This window comes from Bradyrhizobium betae (assembly GCF_008932115.1).
Classification (GTDB): domain Bacteria; phylum Pseudomonadota; class Alphaproteobacteria; order Rhizobiales; family Xanthobacteraceae; genus Bradyrhizobium; species Bradyrhizobium betae.
The window spans coordinates 3,239,210-3,261,666 of the sequence record NZ_CP044543.1 but is presented as its reverse complement, the minus strand read 5'-3'; the positions used below and the strand labels follow the sequence as shown (position 1 = coordinate 3,261,666).

General features: G+C 64.7%; 20 protein-coding genes and 1 pseudogene. 17 read left to right on the top strand and 4 right to left on the bottom strand.

Features of this window, described 5'->3' with window-relative positions:
• The first annotated feature begins 14 nt into the window (after positions 1-14).
• The 11 genes from F8237_RS15575 to xth all read left to right on the top strand — a co-directional run bounded on the left by F8237_RS15575 (position 15) and on the right by xth (position 11,407).
• On the top strand, positions 15-1,316 hold the full coding sequence (locus F8237_RS15575; RefSeq protein WP_151645929.1) for an ammonium transporter: 1,302 nt from the start codon (positions 15-17) through the stop codon (positions 1,314-1,316).
• A 42-nt stretch (positions 1,317-1,358) separates the two neighbouring features.
• Positions 1,359-1,673: an ArsR/SmtB family transcription factor gene (locus F8237_RS15570; protein ID WP_014438866.1), complete on the top strand. Its 315-nt coding sequence runs from the start codon at positions 1,359-1,361 to the stop codon at positions 1,671-1,673.
• Positions 1,670-2,020, top strand: coding sequence for an SRPBCC family protein (locus F8237_RS15565; protein ID WP_151645927.1), 351 nt, complete (start codon positions 1,670-1,672; stop codon positions 2,018-2,020). The genes F8237_RS15570 and F8237_RS15565 overlap by 4 nt, the downstream gene beginning before the upstream one ends.
• 40 nt (positions 2,021-2,060) lie before the next feature.
• The gene (locus tag F8237_RS15560) at positions 2,061-2,663 is read left to right on the top strand and encodes an ATP-dependent Clp protease proteolytic subunit (protein WP_151645924.1); all 603 of its coding nucleotides are present in this window, start codon (positions 2,061-2,063) and stop codon (positions 2,661-2,663) included.
• A 445-nt stretch (positions 2,664-3,108) separates the two neighbouring features.
• Positions 3,109-3,447 (top strand): P-II family nitrogen regulator, encoded by a 339-nt coding sequence (locus F8237_RS15555; RefSeq protein ID WP_008142813.1) that lies wholly within the window; start codon positions 3,109-3,111, stop codon positions 3,445-3,447.
• A gap of 39 nt (positions 3,448-3,486) precedes the next feature.
• Positions 3,487-4,935 (top strand): ammonium transporter, encoded by a 1,449-nt coding sequence (locus F8237_RS15550; RefSeq protein ID WP_151645922.1) that lies wholly within the window; start codon positions 3,487-3,489, stop codon positions 4,933-4,935.
• Positions 4,936-5,139: 204 nt separating this feature from the next.
• Positions 5,140-5,544: a GFA family protein gene (locus F8237_RS15545; RefSeq protein ID WP_151645920.1), complete on the top strand. Its 405-nt coding sequence runs from the start codon at positions 5,140-5,142 to the stop codon at positions 5,542-5,544.
• Between the two features lie 220 nt (positions 5,545-5,764).
• On the top strand, positions 5,765-6,979 hold the full coding sequence (locus F8237_RS15540) for an aminotransferase class I/II-fold pyridoxal phosphate-dependent enzyme (protein WP_162006064.1): 1,215 nt from the start codon (positions 5,765-5,767) through the stop codon (positions 6,977-6,979).
• Positions 6,980-6,988: 9 nt separating this feature from the next.
• Positions 6,989-9,475 (top strand): DNA translocase FtsK, encoded by a 2,487-nt coding sequence (locus F8237_RS15535; RefSeq protein WP_151645916.1) that lies wholly within the window; start codon positions 6,989-6,991, stop codon positions 9,473-9,475.
• A 152-nt stretch (positions 9,476-9,627) separates the two neighbouring features.
• Positions 9,628-10,383 carry an outer membrane lipoprotein carrier protein LolA gene (locus F8237_RS15530; protein ID WP_151645914.1) on the top strand — a complete coding sequence of 252 codons (756 nt, stop codon included), beginning with the start codon at positions 9,628-9,630 and terminating at the stop codon, positions 10,381-10,383.
• Between the two features lie 208 nt (positions 10,384-10,591).
• A complete protein-coding gene (xth, locus tag F8237_RS15525; RefSeq protein ID WP_151645912.1) occupies positions 10,592-11,407 on the top strand; it encodes an exodeoxyribonuclease III in 816 nt (271 codons plus the stop codon).
• A gap of 55 nt (positions 11,408-11,462) precedes the next feature.
• Here the strand turns inward: xth and F8237_RS15520 are convergent, their stop codons facing one another.
• Together F8237_RS15520 and F8237_RS15515 are read right to left on the bottom strand one after the other, a co-directional pair.
• Positions 11,463-11,906: a cyclic nucleotide-binding domain-containing protein gene (locus tag F8237_RS15520; protein WP_151645910.1), complete on the bottom strand. Its 444-nt coding sequence runs from the start codon at positions 11,904-11,906 to the stop codon at positions 11,463-11,465.
• Between the two features lie 59 nt (positions 11,907-11,965).
• Positions 11,966-12,652: a response regulator transcription factor gene (locus tag F8237_RS15515; RefSeq protein WP_008142830.1), complete on the bottom strand. Its 687-nt coding sequence runs from the start codon at positions 12,650-12,652 to the stop codon at positions 11,966-11,968.
• A 202-nt stretch (positions 12,653-12,854) separates the two neighbouring features.
• Between F8237_RS15515 and F8237_RS15510 the strand changes: the two genes are divergently transcribed.
• Positions 12,855-13,424, top strand: a complete 570-nt coding sequence (locus F8237_RS15510; protein WP_162006063.1) for a L,D-transpeptidase family protein — start codon at positions 12,855-12,857, stop codon at positions 13,422-13,424.
• Between the two features lie 6 nt (positions 13,425-13,430).
• A complete protein-coding gene (locus F8237_RS15505) occupies positions 13,431-14,216 on the top strand; it encodes a 2-keto-4-pentenoate hydratase (protein WP_151645907.1) in 786 nt (261 codons plus the stop codon).
• A gap of 193 nt (positions 14,217-14,409) precedes the next feature.
• Here the strand turns inward: F8237_RS15505 and F8237_RS15500 are convergent, their stop codons facing one another.
• Complete coding sequence (locus F8237_RS15500) at positions 14,410-15,099, bottom strand: YggS family pyridoxal phosphate-dependent enzyme (protein ID WP_151645905.1); 690 nt, start codon at positions 15,097-15,099, stop codon at positions 14,410-14,412.
• Positions 15,100-15,207: 108 nt separating this feature from the next.
• Between F8237_RS15500 and F8237_RS15495 the strand changes: the two genes are divergently transcribed.
• A complete protein-coding gene (locus F8237_RS15495; RefSeq protein WP_151645903.1) occupies positions 15,208-16,905 on the top strand; it encodes a diguanylate cyclase domain-containing protein in 1,698 nt (565 codons plus the stop codon).
• A gap of 3 nt (positions 16,906-16,908) precedes the next feature.
• Here the strand turns inward: F8237_RS15495 and F8237_RS15490 are convergent, their stop codons facing one another.
• Entirely contained in the window at positions 16,909-17,955 is a 1,047-nt protein-coding gene (locus tag F8237_RS15490; protein WP_201280198.1) for a GGDEF domain-containing protein, read from the bottom strand.
• Between the two features lie 190 nt (positions 17,956-18,145).
• On the opposite strand from F8237_RS15490, the pseudogene leuS reads away from it, so the two are divergent.
• The 3 genes and pseudogenes from leuS (at position 18,146) to holA (ending at position 22,436) form a co-directional block, all read left to right on the top strand.
• Positions 18,146-20,769 (top strand): annotated as a pseudogene (leuS, locus tag F8237_RS15485) (leucine--tRNA ligase).
• Positions 20,756-21,307 (top strand): LPS assembly lipoprotein LptE, encoded by a 552-nt coding sequence (gene lptE / locus F8237_RS15480; protein WP_151645901.1) that lies wholly within the window; start codon positions 20,756-20,758, stop codon positions 21,305-21,307. Before leuS ends, lptE begins: the two are co-directional and overlap by 14 nt.
• A 100-nt stretch (positions 21,308-21,407) precedes the next feature.
• A complete protein-coding gene (gene holA / locus F8237_RS15475; RefSeq protein WP_151645899.1) occupies positions 21,408-22,436 on the top strand; it encodes a DNA polymerase III subunit delta in 1,029 nt (342 codons plus the stop codon).
• The last annotated feature ends 21 nt before the right edge of the window (positions 22,437-22,457 follow it).

Genomic DNA, 22,457 nt, shown 5'->3' with positions numbered 1-22,457 from the left:
CTGGGGGAAACGACATGGCGGGATTGTTGCGCCGCGCAGCCTTTATGGCTGCGCCGGCCGGATTGATGTCGATCGTCGCCGCGCCCGCACAGGCCGCAAGCTCCGAGATCAGCACCGCCGACACCGCCTGGATGATCGTCGCCACCGCGCTGGTGCTGATGATGACGATCCCCGGGCTCGCGCTGTTCTATTCCGGCATGGTGCGCAAGAAGAACGTGCTTGCGACCATGGCGCAGAGCCTTGCCGCGGTGACGATGATCTCCATTCTCTGGGTCGCGTTCGGCTATTCGCTGTGCTTCGTCGGCGACGGCCCGTGGATCGGCACGCTCGACCGCTGGTTTCTCGCGGGCATGACGATGGACAGCGTCAACCCGGCGGCGAAGACCATCCCGGAAGCGCTGTTCATGCTGTACCAGATGACGTTCGCCATCATCACGGTGGCGCTGGTCGCAGGCTCGGTCGCCGACCGGATGCGGTTCTCCGCCTATCTCGTGTTCTCGGTCGCCTGGTTCATCTTCGTCTACATTCCGCTGGCGCACTGGGTGTGGGGCGGCGGCTTCCTGGCCAGCATGGGCGTGCTGGATTTCGCCGGCGGCCTCGTCGTGCATCTGTCGGCCGGCACCGGCGGCCTCGTCGCCGCCAAGGTGATGGGGCGCCGCCACGGCTACGGCACCGAAAATCTCTCGCCGTTCGATCTGTCGCTCGCGGTGATGGGCACCGGCCTGTTGTGGGTCGGCTGGTTCGGCTTCAACGGCGGCGCGGCCGGCGCGGCCAATTCGCGCGCGGTGCTCGCGATCATCGCGACGCATCTTGCGGCCTGCTCCGGCGCGCTGACCTGGGGCGCGATCGAATGGTCGACCCGGCGCAAGCCGTCGGTGCTCGGCATGATCTCCGGCGCGGTGGCCGGCCTCGGCACCATCACGCCGGCCTCGGGCTTCGTCGCGCCGTGGCATGGCATCGTCATCGGCATCATCGCCGGGGCGGTTTGCTATTGGGCCTGCACCTGGCTGAAGCACCGCTTCGACTATGACGATTCACTCGACGTGTTCGGCGTTCACGGCATCGGCGGCCTGACCGGCACGCTGCTGGCCGGCGTGTTCGCGACCTCCGCGATCGGCGGCACCGCCGGCCTGCTCGAGGGCCATCCGCAGCAACTCCTGATCCAGCTCTACGGCGTTGCTGTCGCCTTCGTCTGGTCGGCGGGCGTGAGCTTCGTCCTGCTCAGGCTGGTCGCGTTGTTCGTGCCGTTGCGCGTCTCGCGCGAACATGAGCTCGAGGGGCTGGATATTTCGCAGCACGGGGAAGCCCTTCAGTAGCTGGGGCTTGCACGACACATAAGCGTGTGCTTATGTGTTGCCATGATCGAAGCCGACATCTTCAAGGCGCTTGCCGACCCGACGCGCCGAAAGGTCTTTGAGAGGCTTGCTGGCGGAAGCCAGAATGCCAGCGCCTTGCGCGACGGCCTGGAGATCAGCCAACCGGCGATGTCGCAGCATCTGGCCGTGCTGCGCGCGGCAGGCCTGGTGCGCGAGCAGCGGCAGGGCCGTTTTGTGAATTACGAAGTCGACCCGGACGGAATCGTCGCGATCGGGGCATGGCTTGCGCGCTACCGCGCCTACTGGCCGAAGCGCATGGAAGCGCTCGCCGATCTCTTGAAGGATATGGATCAATGAGCGACGAATTGAAGCCTGATCACCCCGACGCGGCTCTGGTGCTCGAATATGATTTTGACGCGCCGCCGGCAAAGGTCTGGCGCGCCGTGACCATTCCAGCCCTGCGCGAACGCTGGCTGCCGGATCGCGATCTTGCGGGCGCCGAGCCGGAATCATCGATCGCGGGCGAGGAGGTGCGATACCGGCTTCGCGAGTCCGAACCGCCGTTTCGCGAGAGCCACGTCATCTTCCGGATCGAACCGAACGAAGCCGGCGGCACCCGCTTTCGCATCATCCAGCAAGCCTGCGACGAAGCGCTACCGAAACCAGCCAACAGCAATTGCTGCCTGATGCGCGCAGCCGCCTAACACCAACAGCCTTCATCACCTGCAGACATGGAGGTCGCCGATGCGCGACATGCTTCAGCTCGTCCCTATGGTCGTCGAGCAATCCGCCCGCGGCGAACGATCCTTCGACATCTACTCGCGGCTCTTGCGCGAACGCATCATCTTCCTCAATGGCGAGGTCAACGACGCGATGTCGGGCCTCGTCTGCGCGCAGCTGCTGTTCCTGGAGGCGGAGAATCCGAACAGGCCGATCAACCTCTACATCAATTCCTATGGCGGCGTGGTCACCTCTGGCCTCGCGATGTACGACACCATGCAGTTCATCAAGGCGCCGGTCCACACGCTGTGCATGGGCACGGCGCGCTCCATGGGCTCGTTCCTGCTGATGGCCGGCGAGCCCGGGCACCGCGCCGCGCTGCCCAATGCCAGCCTCCACGTGCATCAGCCCCTTGGCGGCTTTCAAGGGCAGGCGTCCGACATCCTGATCCATGCCAACGAAATGCAGGAAACCAAACGGCGCATCATCCGGCTGTATGCGCGACACTGCGGACGCCGCGAGGACGAGGTCGAACGGACCCTGGACCGCGACCACTTCATGACCGCCCAGCAGGGGGTCGAATGGGGACTGATCGACCGGGTCTTTGCGGAGCGCGACGCCGCCTGAACGTCCAGGGCGGCCTCAGCCGGATACCGCCCGGCAGCCTTTGTCCTGCTCAAGCGGGCAGGCCAGTCGCGCGTAACCCGTGAGCAGGAACCGGCGGGGCTCAATATTTCGCCGCGCGGCAAGGCCCTCCATTAAGCCTTGTCCGTAAGGTGATACCTTTCGGTTGCCCGACGCGTGAGCAGCATTGTGTCGGTAGCCTGTCCTGCATGTTTTTTAAGCAGTCATGGTCACGCAATGAGCGCGACGTAATAGCGCACTGCACCGCAATACCCGTCAAACGCGAAAACACCCGTTTTCATAGTCCGGTAGGCAACACGCCCGATCTGGCACGGCATTTGATTCTAAGGATCCTGGCTGTGCCCGCGTAGTGAACTTCTCCCTCGTGGCGAACCAGTCGAGAAACGCCCGGCCACGTCCGGACCGGGCCCAAGCGGGGATAGGACCCATGAAAATTGTTATGGCGATTATCAAGCCATTCAAGCTGGAAGAAGTCCGGGACGCCCTGACTGCCATCGGCGTTCACGGTCTCACGGTGACGGAAGTCAAGGGATATGGCCGCCAGAAAGGCCATACGGAAATCTATCGCGGTGCTGAATACGCCGTGAGCTTCCTGCCCAAGATCAAGATCGAAGTCGCGGTCGCCTCCGACCAGGTCGACAAGACCATCGACGCCATCACGTCCGCCGCGAAAACCGGTCAGATCGGCGACGGCAAGATCTTCGTCATCAATCTCGACCATGCGGTTCGCATCCGCACCGGCGAGGCCGATGCCGCGGCACTTTGATTTCTCGCCCAATCAAAAATTCAATCAGGAGTAAGTGAAATGACGTTTAAGCGTCCCTATGGCGCGGGATTGGCGGCTCTCGCAGTCGGCCTGTTCGCTGCGACCGCAGCCTACGCCGAGCCAACGGTCAACAAGGGAGACAACGCCTGGATGCTGACATCGACAGTGCTCGTGCTGTTGATGACGATCCCGGGTCTCGCGCTGTTCTACGGCGGCCTCGTCCGCTCCAAGAACATGCTCTCGGTCCTGATGCAGGTGTTCTACACCGTCTGCGTCGTCACCGTGATCTGGGCCGTGTACGGCTACAGCCTGGCCTTCACCGGCGGTTCCGACTTCATCGGCGGCTTCTCCAAGGCCTTCATGATGGGCGTCACCACCGACTCGAAGGCCGCGACCTTCTCGGTCGACGCCAACATCTCGGAGCTCATCTACATGTGCTTCCAGATGACCTTCGCGGCGATCACGCCCGCCCTCATCGTCGGCGCCTTCGCCGAACGTATGAAGTTCGCGGCGCTCGCTCTGTTCGTTCCGCTCTGGGTCACGCTGATCTACTTCCCGATCGCGCACATGGTCTGGTACTGGCCTGGCCCGGACATGATCCAGGACGCAGCCAAGGCCCTGGCTGCTGCCACTGACGCAGCGGCGAAGACCGCGGCGCAGGCCAAGCTCGACGAGATCAACGCCGACGCCGGCTGGATCTTCAAGAAGGGCGCGATCGACTTTGCAGGCGGCACCGTGGTGCACATCAACGCCGGCATCGCAGGTCTCGTCGGCGCTCTGCTGATCGGCAAGCGCGTCGGCTACGGCAAGGAGCTGATGGCTCCGCACTCGCTGACCATGTCGATGATCGGCGCCTCGCTGCTCTGGGTCGGCTGGTTCGGCTTCAACGCCGGCTCCAACCTCGAAGCCAACGGCGGCGCAGCCCTCGCCATGACCAACTCCTTCGTCGCCACCGCAGCCGCCGCGCTGTCGTGGATGTTCGCGGAGTGGATCGTGAAGGGTCACCCGTCGGTGCTCGGCGTCATCTCCGGCGCTGTCGCAGGCCTCGTGGCGGTGACCCCCGCGGCCGGCTTCGCCGGCGTGATGGGTGCGATCGTCCTCGGCCTCGTGGTCGGCGTGGTCTGCCTGTTCTTCTGCACCGTCGTGAAGAACGCGCTCGGCTACGATGACAGCCTCGACGTGTTCGGCGTGCACTGCATCGGCGGCATCGTCGGCGCCCTCGGCACCGGCATCCTCGTCAACCCGGCGCTCGGTGGTGCAGGCATCATCGACTACACCGCGATCCCGCCGAAGGTTGCCGATTACGACTTCGCGGCGCAGATGATCTCCCAGCTCTGGGGCGTCTGCACCACGCTGGTGTGGTCGGGCGTCGGTTCGGCGATCCTCTACAAGGTCGTCGACGTGATCGTTGGCCTCCGCGCCAATGTCGAGACCGAGCGTGAAGGCCTCGACATCACCGAGCACACCGAGCGCGCCTACAACATGTAACTCTCCTCCCGGGCGCGGTCCCCTCCAGGACCGCACCCACAACTACGGTTCGGGCACATACCCGGCAATGCCCTGACCGTTGAGGGGCTCCAGCGCAAGTTGGAGCCCCTTTCTTTTTGAGCCGTGCGCCGCAGAAAAAGATTGCCATTCCAGATGGCCGGCGCAGAAATATCGACCACAACGAAAACAAACCGGGAGGTCGTCATGCGTTTGGAAGGCGGATGCTATTGCGGCGAAGTGCGCTACGTGGCCGAGGGCGATCCGATGATGCAGGCCCAGTGTCATTGCCGCGAGTGCCAGTACATCTCGGGCGGCGCGCCCAATACCTTCATCGCGATGCCGGCGGCGGGCTTCAGCTACATCATCGGACAACCCAAGCAGTTCACGCGCAAGGACCTCGCGCGCGCCGTGACACGCGAGTTCTGCCCCGAATGCGGTACGCATCTGGTGACCAAGGTTCCGGGCTTGCCGGCCGCGATCCTGAAGGTCGGCACATTGGACGAGCCGGAACAGTTCCATCCGCAGATGGCGATCTACACCTGCGACAAGCAGGAGTTTCACGCCATCCCTGCGGGCATGGCGACGTTCGAGAAGCTGCCGGCGCACTGAAGCTCAGATCGCCCGGAGGACGGTGCTCCCTCTCCCGCAAGCGGGAGAGGTGAGAACCGCCATGCGTCCGGTCGTTATCCGGCCTCATAATTCCAGCTCTGGACGGGCCGGGCCACCGATGGTTAATCGCGTCTTAACCTCGCCCTATCTATGGTGAACTGAACCGCTTCCCGCCGGCGCCTTGGTGCGACCGGCTGTTCCAAGAGTGCTGGCGTCCAGAATGGCTATGACCGCTTCATCCAGTGCGCCGCAGGCCAGTGGAAGCTCCGATACCGAACGCTCGCCGTTCGTCCGGCTGAACGAGCTGCTGGCCCCCCATCAGCCAGGCAAGCCCCTGATTTCGCTTGCGGTCGGCGAGCCCCAGCATCCCGTGCCTGACTTCGTCGGCCCGGTCCTGGCCAAGCACATCGCCGATTTCGGCCGCTACCCGATGAATCAGGGCACCGAGCCGTTCCGCCAAGCCGCGAGCGCCTGGCTGTCGTCGCGCTTCAAGCTGCCGCGACCGCTCGACCCCAAGACCGAGATTCTCGTCCTCAATGGCAGCCGCGAAGGGCTGTTCCTCGCCGCGATCGCGGCCGCGCGCTATGTCGGCCCGCGCCCCGGCAAGCCCGCCGTCCTGATGCCGAACCCGTTCTATCCGGTCTATGGCGCCGGCGCCCGCGCCGCCAACTGCGAGCCGGTCTATCTGCCGACCACAGCTCAAAACGGCTTCCTGCCCGATCTCGATGCCATCGACGAAGCGACGCTCGCGCGCACGGTGGCATTCTATCTGGCCTCGCCCGCCAATCCGCAGGGCTCGGTCGCCAAGCCCGATTATTTCAAGCGCTTGAAGAGCCTCGCTGACCGCTACAACTTCATGATCCTCAGCGACGAGTGCTATTCCGAGATCTACACCCGTGAGGCGCCGGGCAGTGCACTCGAATGCGCCGGCCCCGACTTCACCCGCGTAGCTGCGTTCCAATCGCTGTCGAAGCGCTCCAACCTGCCGGGCCTGCGTGTCGGCTTCGCCGCCGGCGACAAGAAGTTCATCGGCATGTTCCTCGAGCTGCGCAACATCGCTGCTCCGCAGGTGCCGGTGCCGCTCCAGCATGTCGCGACCGTTGCCTACGGCGACGAGGCGCACGTCGAGGAGAACCGTCGGCTCTACCGGATCAAGTTCGATCTCGCCGACCAGATCATCGGCGATCGCTACGGCTATCGCCGGCCCGATGCCGGCTTCTGCGTCTGGCTCAACACGTCCGACATCGGCGACGACGTGTCGGTGTGTCTGAAACTCTTCAAGGAAGCAGGCGTGCGCGTGGTGCCCGGCAGCTTTTTGGCGCGGCTCCAGCCCGACGGCTTCAACCCCGGCGCGGGCTACATTCGCCTCGCGCTGGTGCAGGATAGCGAGACCACGGCGCAGGCGCTGCACCGACTGGTCGAGACTCTGGGTTAGGCGGGGCCCATGAGCATGTCGGCGATCGAACGTGTCATTCCACTGGTCAGCCATCTGCCGCCCTCGATCCGCGAGGCGCTGGGCCGGCGCGTACGCGAGCTCGCCGGCTTCGGCCTGATCACGCTGTCGGGCGTCGCCTCCGCCGCGCTGATGACCTGGTCGGTGCAGGATCCCAGCCTCAGCCACGCCACCTCGCGGCCGATCCGCAACATCCTGGGTTATGCCGGCGCGATCGGCGCCGACCTTGCGATGCAGATCCTCGGGCTCGGCGCGATCATGCTGATCCTGACCGTCGCCGTCTGGGGCTGGCGCATGCTGACGCATCGGCCGTTCGACCGCGAAGCGCTGCGGCTCGGCTCCTGGATCCTCTGCACGGTGATCGCGGCTGGCTTCGTCAGCTGCTGGCCGCATGGCGGCGCCTGGCCGCTGCCGACCGGCCTCGGCGGCGTGGTCGGCGATGCCTTGGTGCGCGCGCCCGCGGTGATCTTCGGACCCGCCGGCACGATCTATCGCATCGTGCTGGGCACGATCCTGTTCGCCGCGATGGCCGCGACCTTCCTGATCGCCTGCGGCCTCGGCGCCCGCGAGCATGACGACGAGCTCGCGGAGATCGAGGATGACGACAAGCCGCTCGACGAAGACGAAGAGGGCGATCGCGGTTCGGTGTCGCTGGGCTGGCTGTTCCACGCGCTGATGAGCACGAAGGCGCGGCTGATCTGGCTGTGCGGTGCCGCTTACCGCTCGCTGGTCTCGAGCGGACCGAAGACCAAGGCCGTTTCGTTCAGCCGCCAGGAGCCGAATCTCGGAGGCGGTCGTGCCGCACCGTCGATCTCGCCGCAGTCCCATGACGAAGACGACGAGGACGAGCACGAAGAAGAGGTGGAAGACGAGGAGGAGGAGGAGGAAGAGGAGGAGCCCGCCGCGCGCGCCCCGCGCAAGAAGGCCGCGCCGAAAGCCGCTTCCAAAAAATCCTCCGACAGGTTCGAGCTTCCGTCCGTGTCCGTGCTGGCCGCGCCGAAGGCCGGCGATCGCCAGCCGCTCAGCAAGGCCGAGCTGGAAGCCAATTCGCGCTCGCTCGAAGGCGTGCTGCAGGATTTCGGCGTGCGCGGCGAGATCGTGAAGGCCAATCCGGGTCCTGTCGTCACGCTGTACGAGCTGGAGCCCGCGCCGGGGATCAAGTCGTCGCGCGTCATCGGACTTGCCGACGACATCGCACGCTCGATGAGCGCGCTGTCGGCGCGTGTCGCGGTCGTGCCCGGTCGCAATGCCATCGGCATCGAGCTGCCGAACGCGCATCGCGAAAAGGTCTATCTGCGCGAGCTGCTGGTCGCCAAGGAAACCGTCGACTCGGTTGCGAAGCTGCCGCTCTGCCTCGGCAAGACCATTGGCGGCGACCCCGTCATCATCGACCTCGCGCGCACGCCGCACATGCTGATCGCCGGCACCACCGGCTCCGGCAAGTCGGTCGCGATCAACACCATGATCCTCAGCCTGGTCTACCGGCTGCGACCGGACCAGTGCCGCCTGATCATGGTCGATCCGAAGATGCTCGAACTCTCCGTCTATGACGGCATTCCCCATCTGCTCACGCCCGTCGTGACCGATCCGAAGAAGGCGGTGGTCGCGCTGAAATGGGCGGTGCGCGAGATGGAGGAGCGCTACAAGAACATGGCCAAGCTCGGTGTGCGCAACATCGACGGCTACAACACGCGCCTGCTCGAATTGAAGGCCAAGGGCGAAGAGCCGACGCGCACGGTGCACACCGGCTTCGACAAGGAAACCGGCAAGGCGATCTACGAGGAAGAGAAGCTCTCGCTCGATCCGCTGCCCTACATCGTCATCATCGTCGACGAAATGGCCGACCTGATGATGGTCGCCGGCAAGGATATCGAAGGCGCGGTGCAGCGCCTCGCGCAGATGGCTCGCGCCGCCGGCTTGCACGTGATCCTCGCCACGCAGCGTCCGTCGGTCGACGTCATCACCGGCACCATCAAGGCGAACTTCCCGACCCGCATCGCCTTCCAGGTCACCTCCAAGATCGACAGCCGCACCATTTTGGGCGAGATGGGCGCCGAGCAATTGCTCGGCCAGGGCGACATGCTCTACATGGCCGGCGGCGGCCGCATCAGCCGCGTGCACGGACCGTTTGCCTCCGACGAGGAAGTCGAGAAGGTGGTGCGTCACCTCAAGACCCAGGGCCAGCCGGAATATCTCGAGGCTGTTACCGCCGAAGAGCCCGCCGAGGACGAGGACGGCGCGGTATTCGACGCCAGTGGCATGGGCGCGGATGGCGGCGGCGACCTGTTCCAGCAGGCCGTTGCCATCGTCAAGCGCGACCGCAAGGCCTCGACCAGCTACATCCAGCGCCGCCTGCAAATCGGCTATAACCGTGCCGCGTCCTTGATGGAGCGCATGGAACTGGAAGGCATCGTAGGCCCCGCCAACCACGCCGGCAAACGCGAGATTCTGGTCGAAGAAGAAGACAGCCATATGTGAGGCCAGCCGCCTCAGAACATTATTTCACGCAAAAACGTTATCTGCTTTTGCCCGAAATCACGCTAAAAAGACGCCCAGCCAACCAGGACGACGCGTTGATCAGACATCCGGACATTCGATTCGCTGCCACCCTCGCTGCGCGAGGCGCGCGCATGGCCGGCGTGCTTCTCGTCACCGCCGCGATGGTGACCGCGGCGTCCGTCGCGCAGACCGTGCCTGTGCCGAAGCCCGCGCCGAAGGGCCGCGACGGTGGCGCGCCCGCCGGAGGACCCGCCGTCACCGGCGCGACGCAGACGCCGCCGAATCCGGTCATTCCTGATCCGCGCCGCAACGTGCCGAGCAGCATCTTCCAGACCTTCGACGCCAACCAGAAGGCACAGGCGGCCAAGGTCAGCGCCTACCTGTCCTCCCTGTCGACGCTGGTCGGGAATTTCGTGCAGGTCGGCCCCGACGGCAGCAAGACGCAAGGCGACTTCTACATCCAGAAACCCGGCAAGGTGCGCTTCGAATATGACGCACCGAGCCCGATCGACATCGTCGCCGACGGATCGTCGCTGGTGGTGCGCGACCGCAAGCTGGCTACGCAGGACGTCTATCCGCTGTCGCAGACGCCGCTGCGCTTCCTGCTGTCCGACCGCATCGACCTGATGAAGGACACCAACGTCGTCAGCGTCTCGGCCGACGACGTCTTCGTCAGCGTCACCATCGAGGAGAAGCAGGCGCTGGTCGGCACCAGCCGCCTCATGCTGATGTTCGGCGCCAAGGACGGCCAGTTGAAGCAGTGGACCGTCACCGACCCGCAGGGCTACGACACCACGATCGCGGTCTACAATCTCGACGCGACCAAGAAGCTCGACCCCGGCATGTTCAAGATCGATTTCACCAATTACGGCCAGTCGCCGGGGTAGCCCGGTCTCGTGTCCCGGACGCGACGCAGCGCGCAGCGGTGCGGCGCAGAGCCGGGACCCAGACTCTCTCACAGCTGGGCCCCGGCTCTGCAGCGCGTCACTTCGTGCCGCGCAGCGTCCGGGGCACGAGATTGTCGTGGATGGCCAGAGTCAGCCTATCGCACGCAGATGCTTTCCCCGCGCCAATCCATGCTAAGACGCATCTCTCATGCGTTTTTCCCTGACAACGTGGAACATCAATTCGGTGCGGCTGCGCATCGAACTGGTCGCGAAGTTTCTCAAGAGCGCGCGGCCGGACGTGCTGTGCCTGCAGGAGACCAAGTGCATCGACGATGCCTTCCCGCTGAAGCGCTTCAAGCGGCTCGGCTATGAGCATGTCGCGCTGAACGGACAGAAGGGCTATCACGGCGTCGCCATCGTCTCGAAGATTCCGTTCGAATCGACGGACATCCGGACCTTCTGCGACAAGGTGGATTCGCGCCATATCTCCGTATCCTTCGGAAGCAAGGCCAACATCGCAAAGCCGCTGGTGCTGCATAATTTCTACGTGCCCGCCGGTGGCGACATTCCCGACCCCGCACTGAACGAGAAATTCGACCACAAGCTTCGCTTCCTCGACGAGATGAAGGCCTGCGAGCCGCTGCATCCGCGCGGGGAGGATCGCCACATCCTGGTCGGCGATCTCAACGTCGCGCCGCACGAGAACGACGTGTGGTCGCACAAGCAGCTTCTGAAGGTCGTCTCTCACACGCCGGTTGAGACCGAGAAGCTGAAGGCCGCGCTCGAAGCCGGCGAGTGGGTCGACGTCGCACGCGATCGCATCCCGATGTCGGAAAAGGTCTATACGTGGTGGAGCTACCGCTCTGCCGACTGGACCGTCGGCGACCGCGGCCGCAGGCTCGACCACATCTGGGTCTCGCGCGCGCTGAAGGATGCGGTCAGCGATTTCAGGATCTTGCGCGACGCGCGGAGCTGGGAGCGTCCGTCGGACCACGTGCCTGTCACGGTGACGCTGGAGGTTTGAGTCCCGTCATTCCGGGCTCGCGCTGCGCGCGCCCCGGAATGACGAGGGGAGAGAGCTACGACGTCAGCTTCGCGCCCGCCATCAATATATCGCTCGCAATCTGGCTCGACCGCACCGCGAATTCGTCGCGCAGGCGAACGGCGGCCGCGGGGTCGCTTTCGAGCACGCGTTGAAACAGGCTGCGCGCGACACGGATGACGGAGGCGTGCTCCAGCGCGATCGCGCTCGACGGCCGCTTCATCGGCACCACCAGCGCGAGCTCGCCGATCAGCGCGCCGGGACCCGCGATCATTTCGGCGCCGGCGCCATCATCGACCCGGAAGGCGCCACGCTGGACCACGTAGCCGGCATCGGCATCGTCGCCGAGATTGAACAGGACGTCGCCGCGGACGAAGTTACGCTGCTCGGAGCCGATCGCCAGCATGCGCAGCGAGGCGTCTCCCAACAGGCGCAATGTCGGGACACGCTCGAGAAGCGCTACGTCGTCGTCGATTGACATTCAGGTCCGAGGCTCAAAGGGCATGCGATCTAAAACGATTCGCACGCCCTTGAAGCGTATCACGGCACCAGCTTGTAGCCACCGGCTTCCGTGACCAGGATCTCCGGATTGGCGGCGTCCTTCTCGATCTTCTGGCGGAGGCGGTAGATGTGGGTTTCCAGCGTGTGGGTGGTGACGCCGGAATTATAGCCCCAGACCTCCTGGAGCAGGGTCTCGCGCGAGACCGGCATCTGACCGGCCCGGTAGAGGAAGCGAAGGATCGCCGTTTCCTTCTCGGTGAGGCGGACCTTGCGCGCATTGGCCGCTGTCAGCATCTTCGAGCCGGGGCGGAAGGAGTAGGGGCCGACCGAGAACACCGCGTCCTCGCTGGCCTCGTGCTGGCGGAGCTGGGCACGAATGCGCGCCAGCAACACGGCGAAACGGAAGGGCTTTGCGACATAGTCGTTGGCGCCGGATTCCAACCCCAAAATCGTGTCGGAATCGGTGTCATGCCCGGTCAGCATGATGATCGGGGCCTTGAAGCCGCCCTTGCGCAGGGAGCGGACAACCTCGCGGCCGTCGGTGTCGGGAAGGCCGACATCCATCAGGACGAGATCGGGGGAATTAGCCTTCGCGGCGCTCGCGCCCTTGGCGCCGGTATCGACGGCGGAGGCTTCGAATTCTTCGTGCAGCGATAATTGCTCCACCAACGTATCGCGCAGATCGGTATCATCATCCACGATGAGGATCTTGCGGGCATTGGCCATAGGGGGTCATCCTTTTGGAGTCCGACTCGGCGCGCATGCATGCTGCACCCAGCCGCGAGGGAAAGTTAGGGGTCGCCGTTATTATTGTTATTCGTGTTGAAGTAGTGGGCTGTTACCGATTCACAAGCCGGAAGCACTCTAACCCAGAATAGCAGGCCGTTTTGATGAATGTCCTGTAATGAATTCGACATCGCACGCTCACATGAAAAATAAAGCAGCGTCAGTTGGTTACACCAGGAATCGGACCTCGGGGCCGCTTCCGGCGATCCGCGTTAAGCCTGCTGCGGGGAATCCGCGCCGGGGCTGGCTGACGGCTGGACCGTTGACGATTCCGGTGGCGCTGGGGCGCGGCGGCATCCTGGCCAACAAGCGCGAGGGCGATGGCGGCACCCCGAGGGGCAGCTTCCGTCCCAGACAATTGTGGTGGCGGGGCGACCGGCACAGCCGCCCACAGACCTTCCTGCCTGCACGGACCATCGGCGACACCGACGCCTGGTGTGAGGACCCCAAAGACCGCCACTACAATCAGCCAATCCGGCTCGATCGGGAGCAGGCCGGTGACCGGCTCAAGCGAGCCGACCAACTCTATGACTTCATCATCGAAATCGACCACAACACACGGCCGCGGATCGCCGGCCGCGGCAGCGCCGTGTTCCTGCATCTGGCGCGCGACAATTTCGGCCCGACCGCGGGCTGCGTCTCCATGACCAGGGCGGCGATGCTGCAATTGCTGCGACGGCTTGGACCAAAAACAAAAATCATCATCGGATGAGGACACATGCTCGACCAGGATCAGATCGCCGCCGCATCGCGCCTGCTCGTCCAGCACTGGCGCGACGGCACCAAGCTCGATGCGCTCGAGAGAAATTTGCGGCCGCAGAGCCGTGCTGACGGCTACGCCATCCAGGCCGCGCTCGAAACACAGTCGCTCGGAAAACTGTTCGGCTGGAAGATCGCGGCGACGAGCGAGGCCGGACAGAAGCACATCAATGTCGCGGGCCCGCTGGCGGGTCGCATCATGAGCGACACACTGATCGCCGATGGCGGCACGGCGTCGATGAAGGGCAACGAGATGGCCGTGGGCGAGCCGGAATTCGCCTTCCGCATGGGCCGCGACCTGCCGCCGCGTGCGACGCCATACACCATCGACGACGTGCTCGCCGCCGTCGACACCTTGCATCCCGCGATCGAGATTCCCGATTCGCGCTTTGCCGATTTTGTTGGCGCGGGCGAGGCGCAGCTCATCGCCGACAATGCCTGCGCGCATCAGTTCGTGCTGGGCAAGCCGACGACCGCGAACTGGCGTGCGATGGATCTGGTCGAGCAACGGCCGCAGATCACGCTGCGCGGTGAGCGCTACATCGGCCACGGCAGGAGCGTGCTTGGCGATCCCCGTGTTGCGCTGGCGTGGCTTGCCAACGAGCTGCGCGGACTCGGCATTACCTTGCGGGCAGGGGAGGTGGTGACGACAGGCACATGCCATCCGCCGCTGCCGATTCAAGCCGGCGATCATTTTGCGGCGGACTTCGGCGTGCTGGGGAAGGTATCGGTGGGGTTTGTGTAACCGCGGCAAAGTCCGCTGTCGTCCCGGACAAGCGGAGCGCAGATCCGGGACCCATAGCCCCAGGGAGAAGTTTGGCGAAGACTGAGAGTTGCCTAACTCTCGCCGGTACGAAGACCATTCGCCAATCAGAGATCACGCGGTATGGGTCCCGGATCTGCGCTCCGCTTCGCTGCGCTTGTCCGAGACGACAGCACTACCGGTGCCCGAAGATCGCGCTCCCCACGCGCACATGGGTGGCACCGAGCATGATGGCGGTTGCGAAATCCGCGCTCATGCCCATCGAGAGCTTCTTCAGTCCGTTGCGCTCCGCGATCCTGGCGGTCAGCGCAAAATGCGCCGCCGGCGGTTCGTCGACCGGCGGAATGCACATCAAGCCGGAAATCGTCAGCCCATAGGTGTCGCGGCAGCTGGCGATGAAGGCGTCGGCCTCGCCGGGGGCGATGCCGGCCTTCTGCGGCTCCTCGCCGATATTGATCTGGACGAACAGTTCGGGATGCTTGCCCTGGGATTCGATTTCCTTGGCTAACGCCTGGCAAATGCTCGGGCGATCAACCGAATGGATGGCATCGAACAGCGCGACCGCCTCTTTTGCCTTGTTGGATTGCAGCGGCCCGATCAGATGCAGTGCGATATCCGGGTAAGCAGAGATTAACGCTGGCCACTTGCCCTTGGCCTCCTGCACGCGATTTTCGCCGAATACGCGCTGTCCGGCGGCGATGACCGGCATAATTGCATCTGCCGCGAACGTCTTTGACACTGCGATCAGCGTCACCGAGGCGCGCTCGCGCCGCGCGTCCTTGCAGGCGCGCGCGATCTCGGCTTCGACCGCGGCGAGCGCGTTTGGTGAATGGCCGGTTACCGGCGCGGCATTGGCGTCTGTCATGAGGTCGATTGTCTGCGATCGTAACCGAGGTAAGTCCAATTTTACCGAGTTCAAGAAAGAGTTTTTGAACCCTTCGCTTTACCTTAGCCCGCGGGGTGGGTAGCGAAGATGGCAAACGTCAGTTTCAACCGCAAACGAGCGAAACTCAAGCAGGTTCTCGGAATCCGGGCACGGCTTGCGTTGCTCGCGGTGATTCTGGTGACGCCCTTGATGTTCGAGCGCATCCGTTCGCTCGAGGACACGCGCGCGCGGCAGATCGCGCAGGCCACCGCCGAGTTCACGACCGTGGCAAGGCACAGCGCCGACGCGCAGCGCGAGGTGATCTCGTCGGTCGAGACCATCCTGAAATCGGAAGCTTTCATCCGGGCATCCGCCGGCGGCATCAGCAAGAGCTGCGACGTGCTGCGTGCGAGCCTGCCGTCGAACCTTCCCTGGATCCGCACGCTGCTGATCGCCGGCCAGGACGGGCGCATCCAGTGCGCCACCAACAACATGTATGTCGGCCTCGACCTCAGCGACCGGCCCTATTTCCAGCAGGCGCAGGAAACCGGCCGCTTCGTTCTGAGCGACTTCATCCTGTCGCGGCCCGTGCTGTCTCCGACCGTCATGGCGGTTTATCCCGTCTCCGCCTTCAGCGGTACGGCGGATGCCGTCGTACTGGCGACCGTCAACCTCGACTGGATGTCGAAGGTCATGAACAATCTCGGCGGCCGCGCCGGCATCACCGCCGTGCTGGTCGACAGCGCCGGCATCGTGCTGGCGGCGCCGGCCGACCAGCATGGCGCGATCGGCCGCCCTCTCGACAACATGCCGCTGATGTCCGCGATCGCCGACAAGGCGCTGCGGTCGAACCAGGATGAAGGCTCACTCTCTTTCCTGGCCGCCGACGGCTCCCGCCGCGCGGTCAGCTACATCCGCATCGCCGGCACCAATGCCCGCCTGATCGCAAGCATCGACGAGGACAAGGTGTCCGCGGCGGTCAGCCGCGACATCCGCACCGCCTATCTCCAGCTCGCTTTCGTCGTTCTGTTCGTCCTGCTCGGCGCGCTGATTGCCGCCGAGAAACTCGTGATCAAGCCGATCGAGATGCTGGCCGACATGGCCAAGCGTCTTGGCGAAGGCGATCTGTCGGCGCGCGCCGCGCGCAACCGCCTGCCGGCCGAGTTCGTGCCGCTGGCCCGCGCGTTCAACGCGATGGCCGCGCAGCTCAGCCAGCGCGAGCGCGAGCTGATCGCGAGCAACGACCGGCTGACCGTGATGGCCTCGATCGACATGCTGTCGGGACTCGCCAATCGCCGCGGCTTCCAGAGCCGGCTCGACTTCGAATGGATGCGCGCGCAGCAATATAACAGCGACCTCGCGCTGCTGATGATCGACGTCGACCACTTCAAGCTGTTCAACGACACCTATGGCCATCTCGAAGGCGATTCCTGCCTGACCCGCCTGGGCGAATCGCTGTCCGGCATTGCCGCCGACACGATGGGCTTTGCGGCGCGCTATGGCGGCGAAGAGTTCTGCCTGCTGCTGCCGAACACCGACGTGATGCGCGCCGTCGAGATCGGCGAGCTGGTGCGCGCCGCGGTGCTGAAACTTTGCCTGCCGCACATCACCTCGGCGCACATGATCGTCACCGTCTCGATCGGCGTTGCCGCCACGAAGCCCAACGAGAGCCTGCGGCCCGGCGATCTCATCGAAGCCGCGGACGCCGCGCTCTATGCCGCAAAACATCGCGGCCGCAACAACGTCGTCGAGCACGGCATCCAGGTGATCGAGAACGGCGCGGCCGACATGATGATGGCGGGTTGATCGCTAACCCGCAGCTCCGGCGCGATCGAGCTCGCTCTCCGTCACCACGCGATTGCGGCCGCCACCCTTGGCAAGATAGAGCGCGCGGTCGCAGCGCTCGATCAGGTCGGTGATCGCCTCGCCGGCCCGGTACTGCGCCACACCGATCGACACGCTGATGCCGGGCAGGATCTCGCCGGTCGAGCGTCGCGTGATCGTGCATTCGGCGATCGCGCGCCTGATCACCTCGGCGATCTCGGCGCAAATGGCGAGATCGGCATCCGGCAGCACGGCGATCAGTTCCTCGCCACCATAGCGCGCCGGCAGATCCTGCTGACGAACCTTTTCGCGCAGCACCCTCGCCATCAGCCGCAGCACCTGGTCGCCGACGCCGTGACCGAAATTGTCGTTGAAGGTCTTGAAGTGGTCGATGTCGAGCATCAGAACGCTGAGCGGCTCGCCCCAGTCCGCCATCGTCTGCGCCTTGCGCAGGAACTCGTCGAGCGCCCGCCGGTTTGCGAGGCCCGTCAACGTATCCGTCCGGGCGCGCTCCTCGGATTTGGAGAGCGAGTCGCGGATCACATCGAGCTCCCGGGTCTTCTCCGCAAAGCCTGCCTCGAGCCGTGTCGCCCTCGTGGCGGCGCGCGCCAGCTCGTTCATGAGCTGTCCGACCAGGGCCTTCGGATCGACGCCGGCGTTGCCCTGGTCGGTAACCTGGCTGATCGCCTGCATCTGGGATTGGTTGTCCGCGATCGCGGTCGCCAGAAACTCCTTCGCCGCGCCCATCAGGGTATGCAGCCGCTCGGACGTGTTGACGACGACGGCACTCACCTGGGGTGCGACATAGGTCTCGAACAGATCCTGATTGGTCCTGGCATCGAATGGGCGATTGTGGTCGATCAGGAGATCGACGGCGTTGCGCAAATCGTCCTGGCTGCCTGCAAAATACTGGAACCAGACGGCAAAATTGGTCGGTGTCGGCGGAATCCGCTGCTCGGCCATGCTCCGCATCGCCCGTCCGGCGATGGACGCGGCATAGTCGTGATCGTGATCGTCGAAGCTTGAATCCATTGCCTGGCGGGTGCTGTTGGCGGCCAACCTCGCACCGACCCCTTAATCCGACCCCAATAGGCCGCTCCGTAGTTTTGCGGAGCAGCCTTGCGGGATGCCGCCGCCAGCGGCAACCCATTGACCCCTGAGGACTTCTATGGCCTAGTCCGCCGTCTTTAGACGGCCCAAACCACGAAAACCGAACGATTCCATGACCTCCGAACGCTACAACGCCCGCGACGCCGAACCGCGCTGGCAGGCCGCCTGGGACCAGCAGGCGATCTTCGTTTCCAAGAACGACGATTCGCGGCCGAAATATTATGTGCTCGAGATGTTCCCCTACCCGTCCGGGCGCATCCATATCGGCCATGTCCGCAATTACACGCTCGGCGACGTGCTGGCCCGCTTCATGCGCGCCAAGGGGTTCAACGTGCTGCACCCGATGGGCTGGGACGCCTTCGGTCTGCCGGCCGAGAACGCCGCCATCGAGCGCAAGGTCGCGCCGAAGGCCTGGACCTACGACAACATCGCCGCGATGAAGAAGCAGCTCCGCTCGATCGGGCTGTCGCTGGACTGGAGCCGGGAGATCGCGACCTGCGACCCCAGCTACTACAAGCACCAGCAGAAGATGTTCTTGGACATGCTCGCCGCCGGCCTCGCCGAGCGCGAGAAGCGCAAGCTCAACTGGGATCCGGTCGACATGACCGTGCTCGCCAACGAGCAGGTGATCGACGGCCGCGGCTGGCGCTCCGGTGCCGTTGTCGAACAGCGCGAGATGAGCCAGTGGGTCTTCAAGATCACGAAGTACTCGCAGGAGCTGCTGTCGGCGCTGGATGGGCTGGACCGCTGGCCCGACAAGGTGCGGCTGATGCAGCGCAACTGGATCGGCCGCTCCGAGGGCCTCTTGATCCGTTTCGCACTGGATGCGGCGACGACACCCGCCGGCGAGAACGAGCTGAAGATCTTCACGACACGCCCCGACACGTTGTTCGGCGCAAAATTCATGGCGATCTCAGCCGACCATCCGCTGGCGCAGGCCGCCGCCGCGAAGAACCCGAAACTCGCGGAGTTCATTGCCGACATCAAGAAGATCGGCACCGCGCAGTCGATCATCGACACCGCGGAGAAGCAGGGCTTTGACACCGGCATCCGCGCGGTGCATCCGTTCGACCCGAGCTGGAAGCTGCCGGTTTATGTCGCCAACTTCGTGCTGATGGAATACGGCACCGGCGCGATCTTCGGCTGCCCCGCGCACGACCAGCGCGACCTCGACTTCGTCAACAAGTACGGTCTCGGCAACACGCCGGTCGTCTGCCCGAGGGCCAGGATCCGAAGACGTTCGTCATCACCGACACCGCCTATGACGGTGACGGCCGCATGATCAATTCGCGCTTCCTCGACGGCATGACCATTGATCAGGCCAAGGACGAGGTTGCAAAGCGCCTGGAAACCGAGCTGCGTGGCAACGCGCCGGTCGGCGAGCGGCAGGTCAATTTCCGCCTGCGCGACTGGGGCATTTCGCGCCAGCGCTATTGGGGCTGCCCGATCCCTGTCATCCATTGCCCAAAATGCGATGTGGTGCCGGTGCCGGCTGCCGATCTGCCGGTGGTGCTGCCGGAGGATGTCAGCTTCGACAAGCCGGGCAATGCGCTCGATCATCATCCGACCTGGAAGCACGTCACCTGCCCGAAATGCGGGGCGAAGGCACAGCGCGAAACCGACACCATGGATACCTTCGTGGATTCGTCCTGGTATTTTGCGCGCTTCACAGATCCCTGGAACGAGACCGCGCCGACGACGCCCGCCATCGCCAACCGGATGCTACCGGTCGACCAGTATATCGGCGGCGTCGAGCACGCGATCCTGCATCTGCTCTACAGCCGCTTCTTCACCCGTGCGATGAAGGCGACCGGGCACATTGCGCTGGACGAGCCGTTCGCCGGCATGTTCACGCAGGGCATGGTGGTGCACGAGACCTATCAGAAGGCCGACGGCGCCTATGTGCAGCCGGCCGAGGTGAAGATCGAGGTCGGCGGCAACGGGCGCCGCGCCACGCTGCTGACGACGGGCGAAGACATCCAGATCGGCGCGATCGAGAAGATGTCGAAGTCGAAGAAGAACACGGTCGATCCCGACGACATCATCGAGACCTACGGCGCCGACGTCGCCCGCTGGTTCATGCTGTCGGACTCCCCGCCTGACCGCGACGTGATCTGGAGCGACGAGCGCGTCCAGGGCGCCTCGCGCTTCGTGCAGCGGCTGTGGCGGCTGGTGAATGACGCGGCGGAACTCGGCAAGGGTGCGCCGGCGGCTCGGCCGGCTTCGTTCGGGCCTGATGCGACCGCCTTGCGCAAGGCCGCCCATGGCGCACTGGACAAGGTCACCACCGGTATCGAGCGGCTGCACTTCAATGTGTGCCTGGCCCATATCCGCGAATTCGCCAATGCGTTCTCGGAGATCCTCCAGCGTCCCGGTCAGCCCGCCCCCGACCTGGTCTGGGCGATCCGGGAGGCCAGCCAGATCCTGGTTCCGCTGTTCTCTCCGATGATGCCGCATCTGGCCGAGGAGTGCTGGCAGGCCCTGGGCCAAAGCGGGCTGGTTTCGGAGGCCAATTGGCCCCAAATCGAACGCGATTTGCTGGTTGAAGACAGCGTGACCCTGGTGGTCCAGGTCAACGGCAAGAAGCGGGGCGAGGTCACAGTTGCAACAGCGGCCCAGAATACGGAAATCGAGGCTGCCGTTTTGGCCCTCGATGCGGTAAAACTGGCCCTGGACGGCAAGCCCGTCCGCAAGGTGATCATCGTCCCCAAGAGGATCGTGAATGTTGTCGGCTAGGATCCGCATCGCAGCTCGCCTGCTCGCAGTCGCCGCTCTGGCGGCGCTGACGGCCGGCTGCTTCCAGCCGATGTATGCCGAGCGTACCGACGGCACACCCGGCCTTCGCGAGAAGCTGATGGGCGTCGATCTGCCGCCGATCGACAAGGCTAACGCCTCCCGTGAGGCCCGGGTCGGAGTGGAGGTTCGTAACGCCCTCGCATTCAAGCTCTACGGCACGGCCACGGGCATGCCGCCGACCCACCGCCTGGTGATCCGCTTCAACACCAGCAAGTCCTCCCTGATTGTCGATCCCAGCACCGGTCTGCCGAGCAGTGAAAACTACGGCATCGACGCCCAGTACAATCTGATCGAGGTCGTCAGCGGCAAGTCGGTGATGACCGGCACCACGTTCTCGCGCGTGTCTTATGACATGCCCGGTTCTTATCAGCGCTTCGCCCGCAACCGCGCCGTGCGTGATGCCGAGGATCGTGCCGCCAACGAGATCGCCGAGAACATCACGACCCGGCTCGCCGCGTTCTTCACTGCGGGCACGTAAGTCATTCCGGGGCGCCCATAGGGTGAACCCGGAATCTCAATCCATGAACTCCAGATTCCGGGTTCGCGCTTCGCGCGCCCCGGAATGACGGTTGGGTCCGATGGTCGCACTCCGCGGAAAAGAGATCGACGCCTTCCTCGCTCGCCCCGATGCGGGCCGGCCGATCATCCTGCTCTACGGTCCCGACGCAGGCCTCGTGCGCGAGCGCGCGGATGCGCTGATCGCCTCCGCCGTCGACGATCCCAACGATCCTTTCGCGATGGTCAAACTCGACGGCGACGAGCTCTCGGCCGAGCCGTCACGCCTGGTCGACGAAGCCATGACAGTGCCGCTGTTCGGCGGCCGCCGCGCCATCCGCGTCCGCGCCGGCTCGCGTAGCTTTGCCAGCGGTATCGACACCCTGGCGGAGATGGGCGTGAAGGATTGCCGGATCGTGATCGAGGCCGGCGAGCTGCGCCCGGAATCGCCACTTCGCAAAGCCTGCGAACGCGCCAAGACGGCCGTGGCGATCGGCTGCTATCCCGACACCGAGCGCGACCTTGCGAGGCTGATCGAGGACGAGCTCCGCATCGCGAATTTGCGCATTGCGCAGGATGCCCGCGCGGCGCTGATGTCGTTCCTCGGCGGCGACCGCCAGGCCTCGCGCAACGAGCTGCGCAAGCTCACCCTCTATGCTCATGGCAAAGGCGAGATCACGCTGGATGACGTGATGGCCGTGGTCGCCGATGCATCCGAGCTGAAGCTCGATCCGATCGTCGACGGCGCCTTCGCCGGCCGGCCCGATATCGTCGAGACCGAATTCGCCAAGGCCATGATCGCCGGCACCTATCCTGGCGTGATCATCTCCGCCGCACAGCGCCAGGCCGCGTGGCTGCACAAATCCGCACTCGCCATCGCCGACGGCACGCCGGCTTCCGCGGTTCTCGACGGCGGCTTTCCACGGCTGCATTTTTCGCGAAAGCCGGCCGTCGAAACCGCGCTGCGCAATTTCAGCGTGACGCGGCTCGCCGCAATCATCGAGCAGCTCGCGACGGCCGCGCTCGACACCCGCAAGCAATCCACCCTCGCCGCCGCCATCGCACAGCGCACGCTGATGGCGATCGCCGCGAACGCGAAGCGGCGGGGCTGAGCCCCCACTCTCTCCTCGTCA